A 16,074-nucleotide genomic window follows, 5' to 3' on the forward strand; every position below is an offset into this window, starting at 1 on the left:
TTATTTAAACTGTTTGAGGAAACGCAGATCGTTTTCGAAGAAAGAACGCAGATCGGTGACGCCGTAACGCAGCATGGTCAGACGCTCCATACCCATACCGAAGGCAAAACCTGAGTAGATTTCTGGGTCGATACCAACGTTACGCAGCACGTTCGGGTGGACCATACCGCAGCCCAGCACTTCCAGCCATTTGCCATTTTTTCCCATTACGTCAACTTCTGCAGAAGGCTCAGTGAACGGGAAATAGGAAGGACGGAAACGTACCTGCAGATCCTCTTCAAAGAAGTTACGCAGGAAATCGTGCAGCGTGCCTTTCAGGTTGGTGAAGTTGATGTTGGTATCAACAATCAAGCCTTCCATCTGATGGAACATCGGGGTGTGCGTCTGATCGTAGTCGTTACGATACACGCGGCCCGGTGCGATAATGCGGATTGGCGGCTGTTTTTCTTTCATGGTGCGGATCTGCACGCCAGAGGTCTGAGTACGCAGCAGGCGCGTGGCGTCAAACCAAAACGTGTCGTGGTCAGCACGCGCCGGGTGATGGCCTGGAATATTCAGCGCATCGAAGTTGTGGTAGTCATCTTCGATTTCCGGTCCCGTCGCCACGGTAAATCCGAGCTCACCGAAGAAGCTTTCAATCCTGTCGATGGTACGTGTGACCGGATGCAACCCGCCGTTTTCAATACGACGGCCCGGCAGGGAGATATCAATGGTTTCTTCTGCCAGACGTGCATTCAGCGCAGCATTTTCTAAATCAGCTTTACGCGCGTTCAGCGCCTGCTGTACCTGCTCTTTGGCTTCATTGATAACCGCACCTGCTGCCGGACGCTCTTCAGGCGGCAGTTCGCGCAGGGTTGTCATTTGCAGGGTCAAATGCCCTTTCTTACCCAAATATTCGACGCGGACATTGTCTAACGCGGCAACATCTGAAGCCTGGTTAATGGCGGCCGTTGCACTGGCAACCAGCTCTGCGAGATGTGACATGGTTTTCCTCGTTGTGTGGCGATATTCATATGTCGCTCATATATACACAAAATCATTCAAGTTGCATCCAGGCGGCAAGAGAGCAAAATGCAGCCAATACAGGGGCCGCTTGAAGGATTACGTGTATAAAAAAAGCCTCCACCAGGGAGGCTCTTAGGCGCTGTTTTCCGTTTCTTCTTTCACGCGCTAGCCTCCCGGATTCAGGTGCTAAAGTAAAAAAAGAAGCGGAAAATAGCAGCATTCATGCTTGCGTTACCTTATGTAGTAAAAACCGGACAACCTTTATTGAAAAGGCTTACGGGTGAATTGTCAACTAATTGATTACGCTACAAATAAAAGAGAGGGAGCCAGGCTCCCTCTTTTCACCGGCTTATGCCAGAGCTGCTTTCGCTTTTTCAACCAGAGCGGTGAACGCTACTTTGTCGAATACTGCGATGTCAGCCAGGATCTTACGGTCGATTTCAACAGAGGCTTTTTTCAGGCCGTTGATGAATTTGCTGTAAGAAATACCGTTCTGACGTGCTGCTGCGTTGATACGCGCAATCCACAGTTGACGGAACTGACGCTTTTTCTGACGACGGTCACGATAAGCGTACTGACCAGCTTTGATAACAGCCTGGAAGGCAACGCGGTATACGCGAGAACGCGCACCGTAGTAGCCTTTAGCTTGTTTCAAAATTTTCTTGTGACGTGCACGGGCAACTACACCACGTTTTACGCGAGCCATATGTGCTCTCCTGTATCTATATTCTTAGTAAAAAAATTAATTAAACGTTAACGGCTTATGCGTACGGCAGGCACGCGATAACCAGACCCAGATCGCCTTTAGACACGAGGCCTTTTGGACGCAGGTGACGTTTACGCTTAGTAGATTTTTTGGTCAGAATATGACGCAGGTTTGCGTGCTTACGCTTAAATCCACCACCACCGGTTTTTTTGAAGCGCTTAGCAGCACCGCGTACGGTCTTAATTTTTGGCATTTTAATAACTTCCACTTCGCATTGTTAATAAACGAAACATAGGCGAACAAAACCTGCGAAGCCCGTAGGCTCCACAGGAATTGCTACTTGAAGGCCTTACTGTTTCTTCTTAGGAGCGAGCACCATGATCATCTGGCGGCCTTCGATCTTCGTAGGGAAGGATTCGACCACTGCCAGTTCACTCAGATCGTCACGGACGCGCGTAAGCACTTCCATACCGATCTGTTGGTGAGCCATCTCACGGCCGCGGAAACGCAGCGTGATCTTAGCTTTATCACCCTCTTCCAGAAAGCGTACCAGGCTGCGGAGTTTTACCTGGTAATCGCCATCGTCGGTGCCAGGACGGAATTTAATTTCCTTAACCTGGATAACTTTTTGCTTTTTCTTCTGTTCCTTAGAAGATTTACTCTTTTCATAAAGGAACTTGCCGTAGTCCATAATACGACAAACTGGCGGTTCGGCGTTAGGGCTGATTTCAACTAAATCTACTCCAGCTTCTTCAGCTTTTTCGATAGCTTCTCTCAGACTCACAATACCCAAAGCTTCGCCTTCCAGACCTGTTAAGCGAACTTCCAGGGCGCGAATCTCGCCATTGATACGATTCGGACGTGCCGTTTGAACTCGTTTTCCGCCTTTAATACCTTATTCCTCCAGTTGTTGAAGACTGCGGCTGCGAATCTCTTGTTGCAGCTTCTCGATAACTTCACTTACGTCCAGGCTGCCCAAGTCTTTGCCACGACGGGTACGCACGGCAACTTTGCCTGCTTCTACCTCTTTGTCGCCACAGACCAACATGTAAGGGACACGACGTAAAGTGTGCTCGCGGATTTTAAAGCCAATCTTCTCATTTCTCAAGTCTGCTTTTACACGAATACCCGCATTTTGTAATTTCTGCGTTAATTCGTTGACGTATTCAGACTGCGAATCGGTAATATTCATGACTACAACCTGAACCGGCGCAAGCCAGGTCGGGAAGAAGCCAGCGAACTCTTCGGTCAGGATACCAATGAAACGTTCCATTGACCCAAGAATCGCGCGGTGAATCATTACCGGTACCTGACGCTCGTTGTTTTCGCCAACATAAGAGGCGCTCAGACGAGACGGCAGAGAGAAGTCCAGCTGTACAGTACCGCACTGCCATGCGCGATCGAGGCAGTCATACAGGGTAAATTCAATTTTCGGACCGTAGAATGCGCCTTCACCCAGTTGGAACTCAAACGGGATGTTGTTTTCTTCTAGCGCAACCGCTAAGTCCGCTTCAGCACGGTCCCACATTTCATCGCTACCGATACGTTTCTCGGGGCGAGTGGAGAGTTTGACGACGATTTTCTCGAAGCCAAAGGTGCTGTACATATCGTAGACCATACGAATGCAGGCGTTAACTTCATCACGAATCTGCTCTTCGGTACAGAAGATATGCGCATCATCTTGAGTGAAGCCACGTACGCGCATCAGGCCGTGCAGCGCACCTGACGGTTCGTTACGGTGACAGCTACCAAATTCCGCCATACGCAGCGGCAGGTCGCGATACGATTTCAGACCCTGATTAAAGATCTGAACGTGGCCTGGGCAGTTCATTGGCTTGATGCAGTATTCACGGTTCTCTGAAGAGGTGGTGAACATCGCATCCTTGTAGTTGTCCCAGTGCCCTGTTTTTTCCCACAGCACACGGTCCATCATGAACGGGCCTTTCACTTCCTGATACTGGTATTCTTTCAGTTTCGAACGAACGAAAACTTCCAGTTCACGGAAAATTGTCCAGCCATCGTTATGCCAGAACACCATACCTGGCGCTTCTTCCTGCATATGATACAGGTCAAGCTGCTTACCAATTTTACGGTGGTCGCGTTTAGCCGCTTCTTCCAGACGTTGCAGGTAGGCACTCAGCGCTTTTTTATCGGCCCATGCAGTACCATAAATGCGCTGCAGCATCTTGTTGTTGCTGTCGCCGCGCCAGTATGCCCCAGCAGTCTTCATCAGTTTGAAGTGATGACAGAAACGCATGTTCGGCACGTGCGGGCCACGGCACATATCGACGTATTCTTCATGATGATACAAGCCAGGCTTGTCATCATGGGCAATATTTTCATCAAGGATAGAGACTTTATAGGTCTCGCCACGCTTCACGAACGTTTCACGCGCTTCGTACCAGCTGACTTTCTTCTTAATGACATCGTAGTTTTTCTCAGCGAGCTCGTGCATCCGCTTTTCGAGCGCGTCGACGTCTTCCTGGGTTAACGTACGGTCAAGATCGATATCGTAGTAAAAGCCGTTGTCAACAACCGGTCCGATCGCCATTTTGGTGTGCGGCCAGAGTTGTTTGATCGCGTGCCCTAACAGGTGCGCACAGGAGTGACGAATGATCTCCAGACCTTCATCATCCTTAGCGGTAATGATGGAGAGTTTCGCATCCTGTTCAATCAGATCGGAAGCATCAACCAGCTCACCGTTTACACGGCCAGCGATTGTGGCTTTCGCCAGACCTGGACCGATGTCCAGCGCAACATCCATGGGACTTACAGCGTGGTCGTAATGGCGTTGGCTGCCATCAGGAAGAGTAATAACAGGCATGTTATATCCTTATTTGCAGTGGTGCCCCACACGTAAGAGCACATACAAAGTTTCACTATTTAAAATTTATCAAAAAGGTGTGGGCTGATTCCCGCTTCACTCTGCGAAATATGTCACGCATTACCTGACTGGCAACGCTGTAACCTACACCCGCTTTTTGATAACACCGCCTGACAGTGTACACGGCATTACGGGTCGTTCAAAGCGACAATCAACGCGCCATCTATGATGTAAATCAATTCACTGGCGCCCTGCCGTCTTTGTTACACTATGCGGTAATCATTGTTACTGACCAGGAAAGAACCATGCCAAAAAATCGCTTTGCCAAAAAACACTGGAAAATGGTTGTGGTACTGCTCGTCATTTGCGCGGCAATGCTGATGTTAAGGTGGGCAGCAATGATTTGGGGTTGAACCGTCACGCCGTTAATAAATGGTACTTTGCGTTATTTCGCGATGTACACAGATGCATCCAATAAATTAAAAAAGATATTTCAGTATTACTTTACTGTTTATGACAAAATAAAAACCGGTACATCAATATCCGGTTTTTTCATTACGACATTTGGCTGAATAGACGTCTGGACACTGATGAAGATATTAAGACCATTCGCCAGCAACCAGGGTATGAACATTAAACGCATCATTCATACTTTGGCCAGTTGACTGGGAACCAGGAGCGATATTTGAACCTGCTTCCACATCAGAGGCATGCGTGATGCCAACTTGTGTCGTGTTATCAGACGGTGCGTTGGTGACCGGAACGGCTGCAAACACACCGAAGGACAGCGCAGAAAGCACGATGACAGCAGCCGTCGCTTTGATATTTTTCATAGGTATCTTCTCTTACTTGAATTAATGCTAAGGTCTGAAGGCGATTAATTGCCTGTAGGTAAGAGTGTAGATCTGGCTCACACTTTTTCCTAGTCAATTTATTTATCAATTCGTGTCAAATAAATTGAATATGTACCCAAAAGAGTAATTATGGAGAAAGTATGAAGAAAATTTTTTTTCGAAAAAATTAAAATGCCGGTCAGATAATAATAACACTGAAATTTTATTTGGAAAAGCCGGGCCATTTATTTGACCCGGTTTTTTACTACATACGATAGCCGAGCGAAACGGTCGTACGACGATCGGTATGTTCCGGTGCCGTAGCCGGTGGTTCTGAGTTCCAGGTGACGTTATAAGCCACTTTCAAACCGAAGTGTTCGTTGATAGCCACATTTAACGCTGTTTCAGAGTTAAGCGTCGTATCTTCAGCACCAAACACCGACACCCCTTGTGTGAATTTGGTGGTGTCCGTCATCTGCCACGCATAAGCGCCTGACGCATAACCCAGCGGCTGCGTTTCGGTTGTGCCATCGGTGTGTTCGTCATAGCGTACGCCTGGACCGAACTCGAAACGGAAGCTGTGTACCGGCCCATTAAGGAACTGACGACCATAACCTGCAGTCAGTACGTCACGCTCGCGATAGCCGTTGTATCGGTCGGTCAACCAACTGGCCTGTCCGAACAGGTAATCATAATCCGTCATATTAAAACGACTACGACCACCTACGGCGTATTTCTCCGAAGAGCGTTCATCATTCGACGAGGTATTGCTGGCATTGCCCCACAGAGACCACGCCGTGGTTTCACCGTACCAGGTCATGGTGGTATCTGCGGTTAAAGAAGAACTTTTTGTGTTGCCTGACTGGGCGAGGTACCCCGCGTTCAGGTTACCTTCAAAGGTTTTTTTCGCGCTGGAGGGATCATCCATGACAGTAAAAACGGAATCATCGGCGGCGGCATGCATTGACGCAAACACGCCCCCCATCAGCACGAGTGCTGCGGGTACTGTCTTCAAAAGCTTCATTTATAAAGAGTCCGTACAACAAAAAAAGAGACCATTACGGTCTCGGAAACTTTCATAGGGATCAATGACAAAAGCCCCTTGAAAGGTAACAAATTATAAAAAGACTCGAATAACATAGCAATAATTTCTTATTTCATTTTTTGAATAAGAGCGTTCTTAAACCGTAATTTTATTTATATATCTTTGCCGAGATAATTTTAAATAAAGATTCGATAAATCATGTTGTTAATTACTTCACTTTCGTCACATTAAGTGCCAGACTGAGGACAGCCTAACAGGAGGTAAAGATGGTACGTATCTATACGTTAACACTTGCGCCCTCTCTCGATAGCGCAACAATCACCCCGCAAATCTATCCCGAAGGTAAACTTCGCTGCACCTCGCCGTTTTTTGAACCCGGTGGTGGTGGTATTAACGTGGCCCGCGCCATTGCTCATCTTGGCGGAAACGCAACGGCTATCTTTCCTGCTGGCGGCGCTACCGGGGAACACCTGGTATCATTGCTTGCCGATGAAAATGTCCCGGTCGCCACCATAGAGGCCAAAGACTGGACCCGGCAAAATCTTCACGTCCACGTAGAATCCAGCGGCGAGCAGTATCGATTTGTTATGCCTGGGGCAACACTTACCGATGACGAGTTCCACCAGCTTCAGGATCAGGTGCTGGAAATTGAGTCCGGCGCGCTGCTGGTGATAAGCGGCAGCCTGCCACCCGGCGTGAAGCTTGAAAAACTCACCCAGCTTATTACTGCGGCACAAAAGCAGGGCATTCGCTGCATTGTTGATAGCTCAGGTGAGGCACTGACTGCCGCATTAACGCTCGGCAATATAGAACTGGTCAAACCCAACCTCAAAGAACTCAGCGCGTTGGTTAACCGCGAACTCACACAACCTGATGACGTCCGTAAGGCCGCGGAGGAAATTGTGCACAGCGGTAAAGCGCAACGTGTTGTCGTTTCGTTGGGACCGCAAGGGGCACTGGGCGTTGACGGTGAAACCTGCGTACAAGTGGTACCCCCGCCGGTTAAGAGCCAAAGTACCGTCGGCGCGGGTGACAGCATGGTCGGCGCGATGACGCTGAAACTGGCACAGAACGCTTCGTTTGACGATATTGTTCGTTTTGGCGTAGCGGCAGGTAGCGCGGCAACCCTCAATCAGGGTACCCGTTTATGCTCGCAGGACGATACGCAGAAAATATACACATACCTTTCGCGGTAATGCTCTTCCCCTCATCATCAGGGGGATTTACCGACAAAACTTTCGACATACGTGTTATGCGTCTATGCTGAAAAATCACGTGATAACAAAGCAGTGGATCACGTGAACCCATAACTGCAGCGCTCTGACAAGGAGTGAAATAGCAACAAACATTACGTGCTTTTTCAGCGATAACGCGTCCACGGTGTGCGTTGGTTCGTGTTTTTTTACCGCATTATTGCGCTAACCTTATGATCTGGCAGACAACATGGGGAGAGACATCATGTGGCAGGCTATCAGTCGTCTTTTAAGCGAGCAACTCGGTGAAGGCGAAATCGAGCTGCGTAATGAACTGCCCGGCGGTGAGATCCACGCCGCATGGCATTTACGCTATGCGGGGCGCGATTTTTTCGTCAAATGCGATGAAAGGGAGCTATTAACCGGCTTTACGGCAGAAGCCGACCAACTGGAACTGCTTTCCCGCAGCAATACCGTTTCAGTCCCCAAGGTCTGGGCGGTCGGTGCAGACAGAGACTACAGTTTTTTGGTGATGGATTTCCTCCCTCCCCGTCCACTGGATGCCCACAGCGCCTTTATTCTCGGACAACAGCTCGCGCATCTTCATGAATGGAGCGATCAGCCGCAGTTTGGCCTCGACTTTGATAATGCACTCTCTACCACGCCACAACCCAATACGTGGCAGCGTCGCTGGTCTACCTTTTTTGCAGAACAGCGGATTGGCTGGCAACTGGAGCTTGCCGCCGAAAAAGGGATCGCATTTGGCAATATTGACGCCATTGTTGACCATGTTCAGCAGCGTTTGTCATCACACCAGCCACAGCCTTCACTACTGCATGGCGATTTGTGGTCGGGGAACTGCGCCCTTGGCCCTCATGGTCCCTACATCTTTGACCCCGCCTGCTATTGGGGCGACAGAGAGTGCGACCTGGCAATGCTGCCATTACATAGCGATCAGCCACCGCAAATTTATGACGGCTATCAGTCGGTTTCCCCCCTGCCGCTGGATTTTCTCGACAGGCAGCCTGTCTATCAGCTTTATACGCTGCTGAATCGAGCGATTCTGTTCGGCGGGCAACATATGGTGGTGGCGCAGAAAGCGATGGACAGGATACTGGCGGCTTAACAGATATATAGCGGAAGTTCTTTGCTAATCAGGCCCGCAGCTTTCGCGTGGGCCTGATAGTGACGCGCTTACAAAAAACCTAGTAGCGAAAAGAAGAAATAGCCAATCACGATGACGATAACCGGCAAAATATAGAGCGGGAATATTTGTAAGAAAATCGTATGATGCGGCACGACAATACGCGACTCAATCTGCTCTCGCGATAACCCTTCACTGCCCTTCGCCTGCTCCAGAATCAGCTGATCTTCAACGCCTTCACGTAAAAAACGAGCCTGACGGCTCATGCGAGCACCCGAATCCTGCATCGCCAGCCCGATAAAAATAAGAATAAAAATCAGCCAGAAAACCAGATTCAGTCCGCTTTGAAAATCAGGTGTCGGTGAGTTATACCAAAACAGGTTAAGAAAGGGAGTGTTTACCCGCATCATGTCAATCATCACGTGGGCAAAGTCGAGCATCACCGCGTTAATCCCCTCCTGCTTTTCACTGTGCGCATACATAAACTTCAGTACTGAAACCAGCGTTGAAATCAGCGCCGGGATGAAAATCACCCATCCCACCAGCCTTTTCAAGACAGCAATGCGTCCAGCTTGTTGATACGTCATGAGTTCCCCTTGATTAAGACGTGTCATTTTGGCCTAAGTTTACCCGTTGATAACCATTTTCGCCTGATCTTTAAAGGCGGTATAATCGAGGATTAGCCATAATGAACGCTGAGAGCCGGTTCACCCAGGCTCTTAATCCCTGCTGTTTCATGTTCAAAGGAGAGGTTGTGATGTCAACCCCGCGTCAAATTCTTGCTGCAATTTTCGATATGGATGGATTACTGGTCGACTCTGAACCCCTTTGGGATCAGGCTGAACTGGATGTGATCGCAAGTTTAGGCGTAGATATCACTCGCCGCCATGAACTGCCCGATACGCTGGGGTTGCGTATCGATATGGTTGTAGATCTATGGTTCGCCCAGCAACCGTGGAGCGGCCCATCTCGCCAGGAGGTCACCGATCGCATTATCACCCGGGCTATCGCCCTGGTTGAAGAGACAAAACCACTGCTGCCTGGCGTACGTGAAGCCGTCGCGCTGTGCAAATCCCAGGGCTTACGAGTGGGTCTGGCATCGGCCTCCCCGCTGCATATGCTGGAAAAAGTGCTGACGATGTTTGATCTTCGCGACAGCTTCGACGCGCTGGCCTCGGCAGAAAAATTGCCCTACAGCAAACCGCATCCTCAGGTCTACCTCGACTGCGCGGCAAAATTGGGTGTGGAGCCCTTATCTTGCGTAGCGCTGGAAGATTCTGTCAACGGCATGATTGCATCAAAAGCAGCACGCATGCGCGCGATCGTCGTACCTGCACATGAGAACCAGGACGATGCCCGCTTTGTTCTTGCTGACGTTAAATTGACCTCGCTGGCCGATCTCACCGTCACGCATCTACGCGGATAATTCCCTGATGGGCAATGGTTGCATTGCCCGTTTTGCCAGGTCAGTCATATTTTTGAAACGTTGTTTCATTTTTCATTGTATTTCCTGCCAGCATCTCCTATTCTTTCACTCACAGCATGCGTTAAAACCATTTGATAGCCGGGGTGAATATGATTTTGGATGCTTTTCGTCTTGAAGGTAAAGTAGCAATCGTCACCGGATGTGATACCGGGCTTGGGCAAGGTATGGCGGTCGCGCTGGCGGAGGCCGGCTGCGATGTGGTCGGCGTCAATCGTAAAATTCCTGTGCAAACCGCTGAGAAAATCCATGCACTCGGGCGACGCTTTCTGACTATCCAGGCCGACCTCAGCCAGCAGGACTCGCTGAACGATATCGTGACGCAAACGGTCTCCACCTTTGGTCGGATCGATATTCTGGTCAATAACGCGGGGACCATTCGCCGTGAGGACGCCCTGAGCTTTAGTGAGCAAGACTGGGATGATGTGATGAACCTGAATCTCAAATCCGTTTTCTTTTTGTCACAGGCCGTCGCCAGACAATTCCTGACCCAGGGTCAGGGCGGAAAAATCATCAACATTGCGTCAATGCTCTCCTTCCAGGGCGGTATCCGCGTACCTTCCTACACCGCTTCAAAAAGCGGCGTGCTGGGCATAACCCGCCTGCTGGCCAATGAATGGGCCGCACAGGGTATTAACGTCAATGCCATTGCGCCGGGCTACATGGCGACCAACAATACGCAGCAACTGCGGGACGATGCCGACCGTAATCAGGAGATTGTCGACCGTATTCCGGCCGGACGCTGGGGAACGCCTGACGACCTGAAAGGCCCGGCGGTATTCCTTGCCAGCCGCGCCTCTGACTACATTAATGGCTATACATTGGCCGTCGACGGTGGCTGGCTGGCACGTTAATCGCCTATTTGTGACAAAGGGTTACAACGTCACCTCTTTCGCCTACTGTATAAAACCCCTATACTGTATGAATTGACAGTTCATTGGGTTTTATCATGACGGCGGAAGGCCACCTTCTTTTTTCTATTGCCTGTGCGGTATTTGCCAAGAATGCCGAACTGACGCCCGTTCTCGCGCAGGGTGACTGGTGGCATATTGTTCCTTCAGCTATCTTGACCTGCCTGCTGCCCGATATCGATCATCCCAAATCGTTGCTGGGGCAGCGTCTGAAGTGGGTCTCAAAGCCCATAGCCCGGGCATTTGGTCATCGCGGGTTTACGCATAGCCTGCTGGCGGTGTTTGCCCTGCTGGCGACGTTCTATTTGAAAGTACCCGAGACCTGGATAATCCCGGCGGATGCGTTACAGGGGATGGTGCTCGGCTACCTTAGTCATATTCTGGCCGATATGCTGACCCCAGCCGGCGTTCCTCTGCTGTGGCCCTGCCGCTGGCGCTTTCGCCTGCCGATCCTCGTACCGCAAAAAGGCAACCAGCTGGAGCGTTTTTTATGCATGGCGCTGTTTGCCTGGGCTATCTGGATGCCACAAACTTTGCCTGAAAACAGTGCAGTACGCTGGTCATCGCAGATGATTAATACGCTACAAATGCAGTTTAATCGTTTTATAAAACACCAGGCTGATTAAGAAATCGGCCAAAATGTCATTTTTGGCATAAACAATTCCATTTGAATATAAGAGGCAAGTCACAGTTCTGCTAATCTTGCGCCAACAGAATCACTGTAGTTCGGTGATACATAAAAAAAGATCAGGAGAACGGGGATGAACTTTCCATTAATCGCGAACATTATCGTGTTCGTTGTACTGCTGTTCGTGCTGGCGCAAGCCCGTCACAAACAGTGGAGTCTGGCCAAAAAAGTACTGGTTGGTCTGGTTATGGGCGTGGTATTTGGCCTTGCCCTGCATACGATTTACGGCTCAGACAGCCAGGTACTGAAAGATTCTGTACAGTGGTTCAACATTGTCGGCAACGGCTATGTTCAACTTCTGCAAATGATCGTCATGCCGCTGGTATTTGCCTCTATCCTCAGCGCCGTTGCGCGTCTGCACAACGCCTCTCAGCTGGGGAAAATCAGCTTCCTGACCATCGGGACATTGCTGTTTACAACACTTATCGCCGCGTTAGTTGGGGTACTGGTCACTAACCTGTTCGGCCTGACGGCGGATGGACTGGTACAGGGTGGTGCTGAAACCGCCCGTTTGAACGCCATCGAAACCAACTACGTGGGTAAAGTTGCCGACCTGAGCGTGCCGCAGCTGGTGCTGTCGTTTATCCCGAAAAACCCGTTTGCCGATCTCACTGGCGCTAACCCAACCTCCATTATCAGCGTTGTTATCTTCGCCGCATTCCTTGGTGTCGCGGCCCTGAAACTGCTGAAAGATGATGCCCCGAAAGGCGAACGCGTATTAACCGCTATTGATACCCTGCAGAGCTGGGTGATGAAGCTGGTTCGTCTGGTGATGCAGCTGACGCCGTACGGTGTTCTGGCGTTGATGACCAAAGTGGTTGCCGGCTCCAACCTGCAGGACATTATTAAGCTGGGCAGCTTCGTGGTGGCTTCGTACCTCGGTCTGGGCATCATGTTCGTGGTACACGGTATTCTGCTGGGTATTAACGGCGTGAGCCCGCTGAAGTACTTCCGTAAAGTCTGGCCGGTACTGACGTTTGCCTTCACCAGCCGCTCCAGTGCTGCGTCTATTCCGCTGAATGTGGAAGCGCAAACCCGCCGTCTGGGTGTGCCTGAGTCGATTGCCAGCTTTGCCGCCTCTTTTGGTGCCACGATTGGTCAAAACGGTTGTGCGGGGCTGTACCCGGCAATGCTGGCAGTGATGGTTGCGCCGACTGTGGGGATTAACCCGCTCGACCCAATGTGGATTGCAACGCTGGTCGGTATTGTGACCGTTAGCTCCGCCGGAGTCGCGGGTGTGGGTGGGGGTGCAACGTTTGCCGCACTGATCGTGCTGCCGGCGATGGGCCTGCCGGTTACGCTGGTCGCTCTACTGATCTCCGTAGAACCGCTGATCGATATGGGTCGTACTGCGTTGAACGTCAGTGGCTCCATGACTGCCGGTACGCTCACCAGTCAGTGGCTGAAGCAAACCGACAAAACGATTCTGGACAGTGACGATAACGCCGAACTGGCACACCGTTAAACCGGTTTCCTGAAGCGTAAAAAACCGCCGGAGTATCATGCTNAGTTCGTTTTCCTGACGGACCTGGTTTGCCCAGCGTTGCGCCGACTCCGGAACCGTAAACGCAGGCGAACGTTGAAACGCCTCTCCTATTAAGACAAAAGCGACATATTTTCCGCGCAGTATCCATACGTCACGAAACGCATCCATTTTTATCGCATGCTCTGGTGGCGCGGGCTCCACACGCGGAACGTAGCTGATAACCTTGCGATTTTGTTGGCGAAGAGGTTTCATAATCAGTTGCTTCACTAAAGACAAATTCTAAAAATCAGAAAAACGCTATCTTAGCCGATTTTGCGCCCTGACGTCCTGCCTTGCGTGCGCTGTTTGCCTTGTTCATTACAGTATTCCCCTTCAACGGATCCCGGCTCACCTGGATGCGTGGTCTATAGTTAATGTTTTTGACAGCAACAACGACCCTTTCAGCAATGAAAACAGGAGACGAGTTCATGTCGCAGAATGACAAGCATCCACTCAATCACCCGGCACCGGTTCATGATGCCAGCGAATCCAGACCAGGGCTCGATTCCCTGGCCCCCGCAGACGGCTCGCACAAACCCGACGCCAAACCCACACCGCCGGGCATGCAGCCCACTGCCCCTGGAAGTGCAAAGGCCCCCGACACCGTTAATGACAAACTCAACTCCCTGGAGCCTTTTCGTAAAGGCAGTGAAGATTTTGCCCTGACCACCAATCAGGGTGTCCGCATTGCAGACGATCAAAACTCATTACGCGCCGGAAACCGTGGGCCGACGCTGCTCGAGGATTTTATCCTGCGTGAGAAGATTACCCATTTTGATCATGAACGCATTCCGGAACGAATCGTTCATGCCCGTGGCTCCGCCGCGCATGGTTACTTTCAGTCCTATGCCGATTTAAGTGCCGTCACCAAAGCCGACTTCCTGTGCGAGGCAAATAAGATAACCCCGGTTTTTGTGCGTTTCTCCACCGTCCAGGGCGGCGCCGGTTCAGCAGACACGGTCCGGGATATTCGCGGATTTGCCACAAAGTTTTATACCGAAGAGGGGATATTTGACCTGGTAGGAAATAATACACCGGTGTTTTTTATCCAGGACGCCCATAAATTCCCGGACTTCGTCCACGCGGTTAAACCAGAGCCGCACTGGGCTATTCCACAGGGACAAAGCGCGCATGATACCTTCTGGGATTACGTCTCTTTACAGCCAGAAACACTGCATAACGTGATGTGGGCCATGTCAGACCGTGGGATCCCTCGCAGCTATCGCACGATGGAAGGCTTTGGCATCCACACGTTTCGACTGATTAACGCGCAAGGCAAAGCCACCTTTGTGCGCTTCCACTGGAAACCCCTGGCAGGCAAAGCCTCTCTGGTTTGGGATGAAGCGCAAAAACTTACCGGTCGAGACCCTGACTTCCACCGTCGCGATCTGTGGGAGGCCATCGAAGCCGGTGATTACCCGGAATATGAGCTGGGACTGCAACTAATTGCGGAAGAGGACGAGTTTAAATTCGATTTTGATCTGCTCGACCCAACAAAGTTGATCCCCGAGGAATTGGTTCCGGTTCAGCGCGTCGGAAAAATGGTGCTTAACCGTAACCCGGATAATTTCTTTGCCGAAAACGAGCAGGTAGCATTTCATCCAGGACACATCGTCCCCGGTATTGATTTCACCAACGATCCGCTGCTACAGGGCCGACTGTTTTCATATACCGACACGCAGATCAGCCGTCTGGGCGGACCTAACTTTCATGAAATTCCGATTAACCGCCCGACCTGCCCGTATCACAATTTCCAGCGCGACGGCATGCATCGCATGGATATTGATACCAACCCGGCCAACTATGAACCAAACTCGATCAATGATAACTGGCCGCGCGAAACGCCACCTGGCCCTAAACGCGGGGGTTTTGAATCATATCAGGAACGTATTGAAGGCAGTAAGATACGTGAAAGAAGCCCCTCTTTCGGCGAATACTATGCGCACCCTCGCCTGTTCTGGCTAAGTCAGACGCCTATTGAGCAGCAGCATATTGTTGGCGGATTCAGTTTTGAACTGAGCAAAGTCACCCGCCCGTATATCCGCGAGAGAGTGGTTGAACAACTGGCGCACATTGATACCACCCTTGCACAATCTGTTGCCGACAACCTCGGTTTTGAACTAACCGACGAACAGCAGCAAATCGCCCCACCTGCGGACGTCAACGGGTTAACTGAAGCCCCATCACTCAGTTTGTACGCAGGGGCACAAGGCGATATCAAAGGCCGGATAGTGGCCATTTTGCTGAATGACGAGGTCAAATCGGCCGATATGCTCACCATCATGCAAGCTCTCCAGTCCCGCGGTGTGCATGCAAAATTGCTCTATTCGCGTATGGGGAACGTGGTTGCCGACGATGGCTCGGTGCTGAACATCGCCGGTACCTTTGCCGGTTCGCCATCACTGACCGTGGATGCGGTCATTGTGCCTTGCGGCAATATTGCGGATATCGACATGCGCGGCGATACCCGTTACTACTTACTGGAAGCATACAAACATTTGAAACCCATTGCGCTGGCAGGCGATGCGCGTCAGTTGAAAGCCGTGCTGAAGGTTAGCAATCAGGGTGAAGAAGGGATTGTTGAAGCGGACAGCGCAGATGCGCAGTTTATGGATACCTTGCTGGCGCTCATGACTGCGCACCGTGTCTGGTCTCGCAGCGGAAAAGTCGACGCCATTCCGGCCTAAAAAAAGCGGCGCATTGACGCGCCGCAAACT

The 16,074-nt window shown here is 50.7% G+C and carries 17 protein-coding genes, 1 pseudogene and 1 other annotated feature; of the genes and pseudogenes, 8 read left to right on the forward strand and 10 right to left on the reverse strand.

Annotated features, from left to right (window positions below; translation table 11 throughout):
* The 6 genes from pheS to thrS all read right to left on the reverse strand — a co-directional run bounded on the left by pheS (position 1) and on the right by thrS (position 4,535).
* On the reverse strand, positions 1-984 hold the full coding sequence (pheS, locus tag FDW88_RS16910; protein WP_045442121.1) for a phenylalanine--tRNA ligase subunit alpha: 984 nt from the start codon (positions 982-984) through the stop codon (positions 1-3).
* A gap of 125 nt (positions 985-1,109) precedes the next feature.
* Positions 1,110-1,234: a sequence feature (Phe leader region), on the reverse strand.
* A complete protein-coding gene (pheM, locus tag FDW88_RS16915; protein WP_001386830.1) occupies positions 1,185-1,229 on the reverse strand; it encodes a pheST operon leader peptide PheM in 45 nt (14 codons plus the stop codon). It overlaps the preceding feature by 45 nt.
* 120 nt (positions 1,235-1,354) lie before the next feature.
* Positions 1,355-1,711, reverse strand: coding sequence for a 50S ribosomal protein L20 (gene rplT / locus FDW88_RS16920; RefSeq protein WP_003030578.1), 357 nt, complete (start codon positions 1,709-1,711; stop codon positions 1,355-1,357).
* A 55-nt stretch (positions 1,712-1,766) separates the two neighbouring features.
* The gene (gene rpmI / locus FDW88_RS16925; protein WP_003030583.1) at positions 1,767-1,964 is read right to left on the reverse strand and encodes a 50S ribosomal protein L35; all 198 of its coding nucleotides are present in this window, start codon (positions 1,962-1,964) and stop codon (positions 1,767-1,769) included.
* A 96-nt stretch (positions 1,965-2,060) separates the two neighbouring features.
* Positions 2,061-2,603: a translation initiation factor IF-3 gene (gene infC, locus FDW88_RS16930; RefSeq protein ID WP_071830666.1), complete on the reverse strand. Its 543-nt coding sequence runs from the start codon at positions 2,601-2,603 to the stop codon at positions 2,061-2,063.
* Between the two features lie 3 nt (positions 2,604-2,606).
* Positions 2,607-4,535: a threonine--tRNA ligase gene (thrS, locus tag FDW88_RS16935; protein WP_096757253.1), complete on the reverse strand. Its 1,929-nt coding sequence runs from the start codon at positions 4,533-4,535 to the stop codon at positions 2,607-2,609.
* A 305-nt stretch (positions 4,536-4,840) separates the two neighbouring features.
* Here thrS and yniD point away from each other — a divergent pair, with 305 nt between their 5' ends.
* Positions 4,841-4,948: a small membrane protein YniD gene (gene yniD / locus FDW88_RS16940; protein ID WP_096757254.1), complete on the forward strand. Its 108-nt coding sequence runs from the start codon at positions 4,841-4,843 to the stop codon at positions 4,946-4,948.
* Positions 4,949-5,134: 186 nt separating this feature from the next.
* Here the strand turns inward: yniD and FDW88_RS16945 are convergent, their stop codons facing one another.
* Positions 5,135-5,368, reverse strand: coding sequence for a hypothetical protein (locus tag FDW88_RS16945; RefSeq protein ID WP_096757255.1), 234 nt, complete (start codon positions 5,366-5,368; stop codon positions 5,135-5,137).
* 265 nt (positions 5,369-5,633) lie between these two features.
* The gene (locus FDW88_RS16950; RefSeq protein WP_137363004.1) at positions 5,634-6,392 is read right to left on the reverse strand and encodes a YdiY family protein; all 759 of its coding nucleotides are present in this window, start codon (positions 6,390-6,392) and stop codon (positions 5,634-5,636) included.
* A 287-nt stretch (positions 6,393-6,679) separates the two neighbouring features.
* On the opposite strand from FDW88_RS16950, the gene pfkB reads away from it, so the two are divergent.
* Both pfkB and FDW88_RS16960 read left to right on the forward strand, forming a co-directional pair.
* Positions 6,680-7,609, forward strand: coding sequence for a 6-phosphofructokinase II (pfkB, locus tag FDW88_RS16955; protein WP_137363005.1), 930 nt, complete (start codon positions 6,680-6,682; stop codon positions 7,607-7,609).
* 262 nt (positions 7,610-7,871) lie between these two features.
* Entirely contained in the window at positions 7,872-8,732 is an 861-nt protein-coding gene (locus tag FDW88_RS16960; RefSeq protein ID WP_137363038.1) for a fructosamine kinase family protein, read from the forward strand.
* Positions 8,733-8,800: 68 nt separating this feature from the next.
* Here FDW88_RS16960 and FDW88_RS16965 read toward each other — a convergent pair whose 3' ends face one another.
* Entirely contained in the window at positions 8,801-9,337 is a 537-nt protein-coding gene (locus FDW88_RS16965) for a YniB family protein (protein ID WP_115258665.1), read from the reverse strand.
* A 170-nt stretch (positions 9,338-9,507) separates the two neighbouring features.
* On the opposite strand from FDW88_RS16965, the gene hxpB reads away from it, so the two are divergent.
* From hxpB to tcyP, 4 genes are all read left to right on the forward strand, one after another.
* Complete coding sequence (gene hxpB, locus FDW88_RS16970) at positions 9,508-10,176, forward strand: hexitol phosphatase HxpB (RefSeq protein ID WP_096757260.1); 669 nt, start codon at positions 9,508-9,510, stop codon at positions 10,174-10,176.
* Between the two features lie 149 nt (positions 10,177-10,325).
* Entirely contained in the window at positions 10,326-11,087 is a 762-nt protein-coding gene (gene kduD / locus FDW88_RS16975) for a 2-dehydro-3-deoxy-D-gluconate 5-dehydrogenase KduD (protein WP_137363006.1), read from the forward strand.
* 95 nt (positions 11,088-11,182) lie between these two features.
* Positions 11,183-11,770: a metal-dependent hydrolase gene (locus FDW88_RS16980; RefSeq protein WP_096757262.1), complete on the forward strand. Its 588-nt coding sequence runs from the start codon at positions 11,183-11,185 to the stop codon at positions 11,768-11,770.
* 135 nt (positions 11,771-11,905) lie between these two features.
* Positions 11,906-13,297, forward strand: a complete 1,392-nt coding sequence (tcyP, locus tag FDW88_RS16985; protein WP_096757263.1) for a cystine/sulfocysteine:cation symporter — start codon at positions 11,906-11,908, stop codon at positions 13,295-13,297.
* Positions 13,298-13,342: 45 nt separating this feature from the next.
* Here the strand turns inward: tcyP and cedA are convergent.
* Positions 13,343-13,594: pseudogene (gene cedA / locus FDW88_RS16990) on the reverse strand (cell division activator CedA); the annotation flags it as partial.
* 191 nt (positions 13,595-13,785) lie between these two features.
* Here cedA and katE point away from each other — a divergent pair.
* Positions 13,786-16,044 carry a catalase HPII gene (katE, locus tag FDW88_RS16995; protein ID WP_137363007.1) on the forward strand — a complete coding sequence of 753 codons (2,259 nt, stop codon included), beginning with the start codon at positions 13,786-13,788 and terminating at the stop codon, positions 16,042-16,044.
* The last annotated feature ends 30 nt before the right edge of the window (positions 16,045-16,074 follow it).

The sequence above is a fragment of the Citrobacter sp. wls829 genome, from assembly GCF_005280825.1.
GTDB classification, from domain to species: domain Bacteria; phylum Pseudomonadota; class Gammaproteobacteria; order Enterobacterales; family Enterobacteriaceae; genus Citrobacter; species Citrobacter gillenii.

Coding starts and splice junctions, on each gene's coding strand:
- pheS (WP_045442121.1), bottom strand. CDS start 984: ATGTCACATCTCGCAGAGCTGGTTGCCAGTGCAACGGCCGCCATTAAC.
- rplT (WP_003030578.1), bottom strand. CDS start 1,711: ATGGCTCGCGTAAAACGTGGTGTAGTTGCCCGTGCACGTCACAAGAAA.
- rpmI (WP_003030583.1), bottom strand. CDS start 1,964: ATGCCAAAAATTAAGACCGTACGCGGTGCTGCTAAGCGCTTCAAAAAA.
- thrS (WP_096757253.1), bottom strand. CDS start 4,535: ATGCCTGTTATTACTCTTCCTGATGGCAGCCAACGCCATTACGACCAC.
- yniD (WP_096757254.1), top strand. CDS start 4,841: ATGCCAAAAAATCGCTTTGCCAAAAAACACTGGAAAATGGTTGTGGTA.
- FDW88_RS16945 (WP_096757255.1), bottom strand. CDS start 5,368: ATGAAAAATATCAAAGCGACGGCTGCTGTCATCGTGCTTTCTGCGCTG.
- FDW88_RS16950 (WP_137363004.1), bottom strand. CDS start 6,392: ATGAAGCTTTTGAAGACAGTACCCGCAGCACTCGTGCTGATGGGGGGC.
- pfkB (WP_137363005.1), top strand. CDS start 6,680: ATGGTACGTATCTATACGTTAACACTTGCGCCCTCTCTCGATAGCGCA.
- FDW88_RS16960 (WP_137363038.1), top strand. CDS start 7,872: ATGTGGCAGGCTATCAGTCGTCTTTTAAGCGAGCAACTCGGTGAAGGC.
- FDW88_RS16965 (WP_115258665.1), bottom strand. CDS start 9,337: ATGACGTATCAACAAGCTGGACGCATTGCTGTCTTGAAAAGGCTGGTG.
- hxpB (WP_096757260.1), top strand. CDS start 9,508: ATGTCAACCCCGCGTCAAATTCTTGCTGCAATTTTCGATATGGATGGA.
- kduD (WP_137363006.1), top strand. CDS start 10,326: ATGATTTTGGATGCTTTTCGTCTTGAAGGTAAAGTAGCAATCGTCACC.
- FDW88_RS16980 (WP_096757262.1), top strand. CDS start 11,183: ATGACGGCGGAAGGCCACCTTCTTTTTTCTATTGCCTGTGCGGTATTT.
- tcyP (WP_096757263.1), top strand. CDS start 11,906: ATGAACTTTCCATTAATCGCGAACATTATCGTGTTCGTTGTACTGCTG.
- katE (WP_137363007.1), top strand. CDS start 13,786: ATGTCGCAGAATGACAAGCATCCACTCAATCACCCGGCACCGGTTCAT.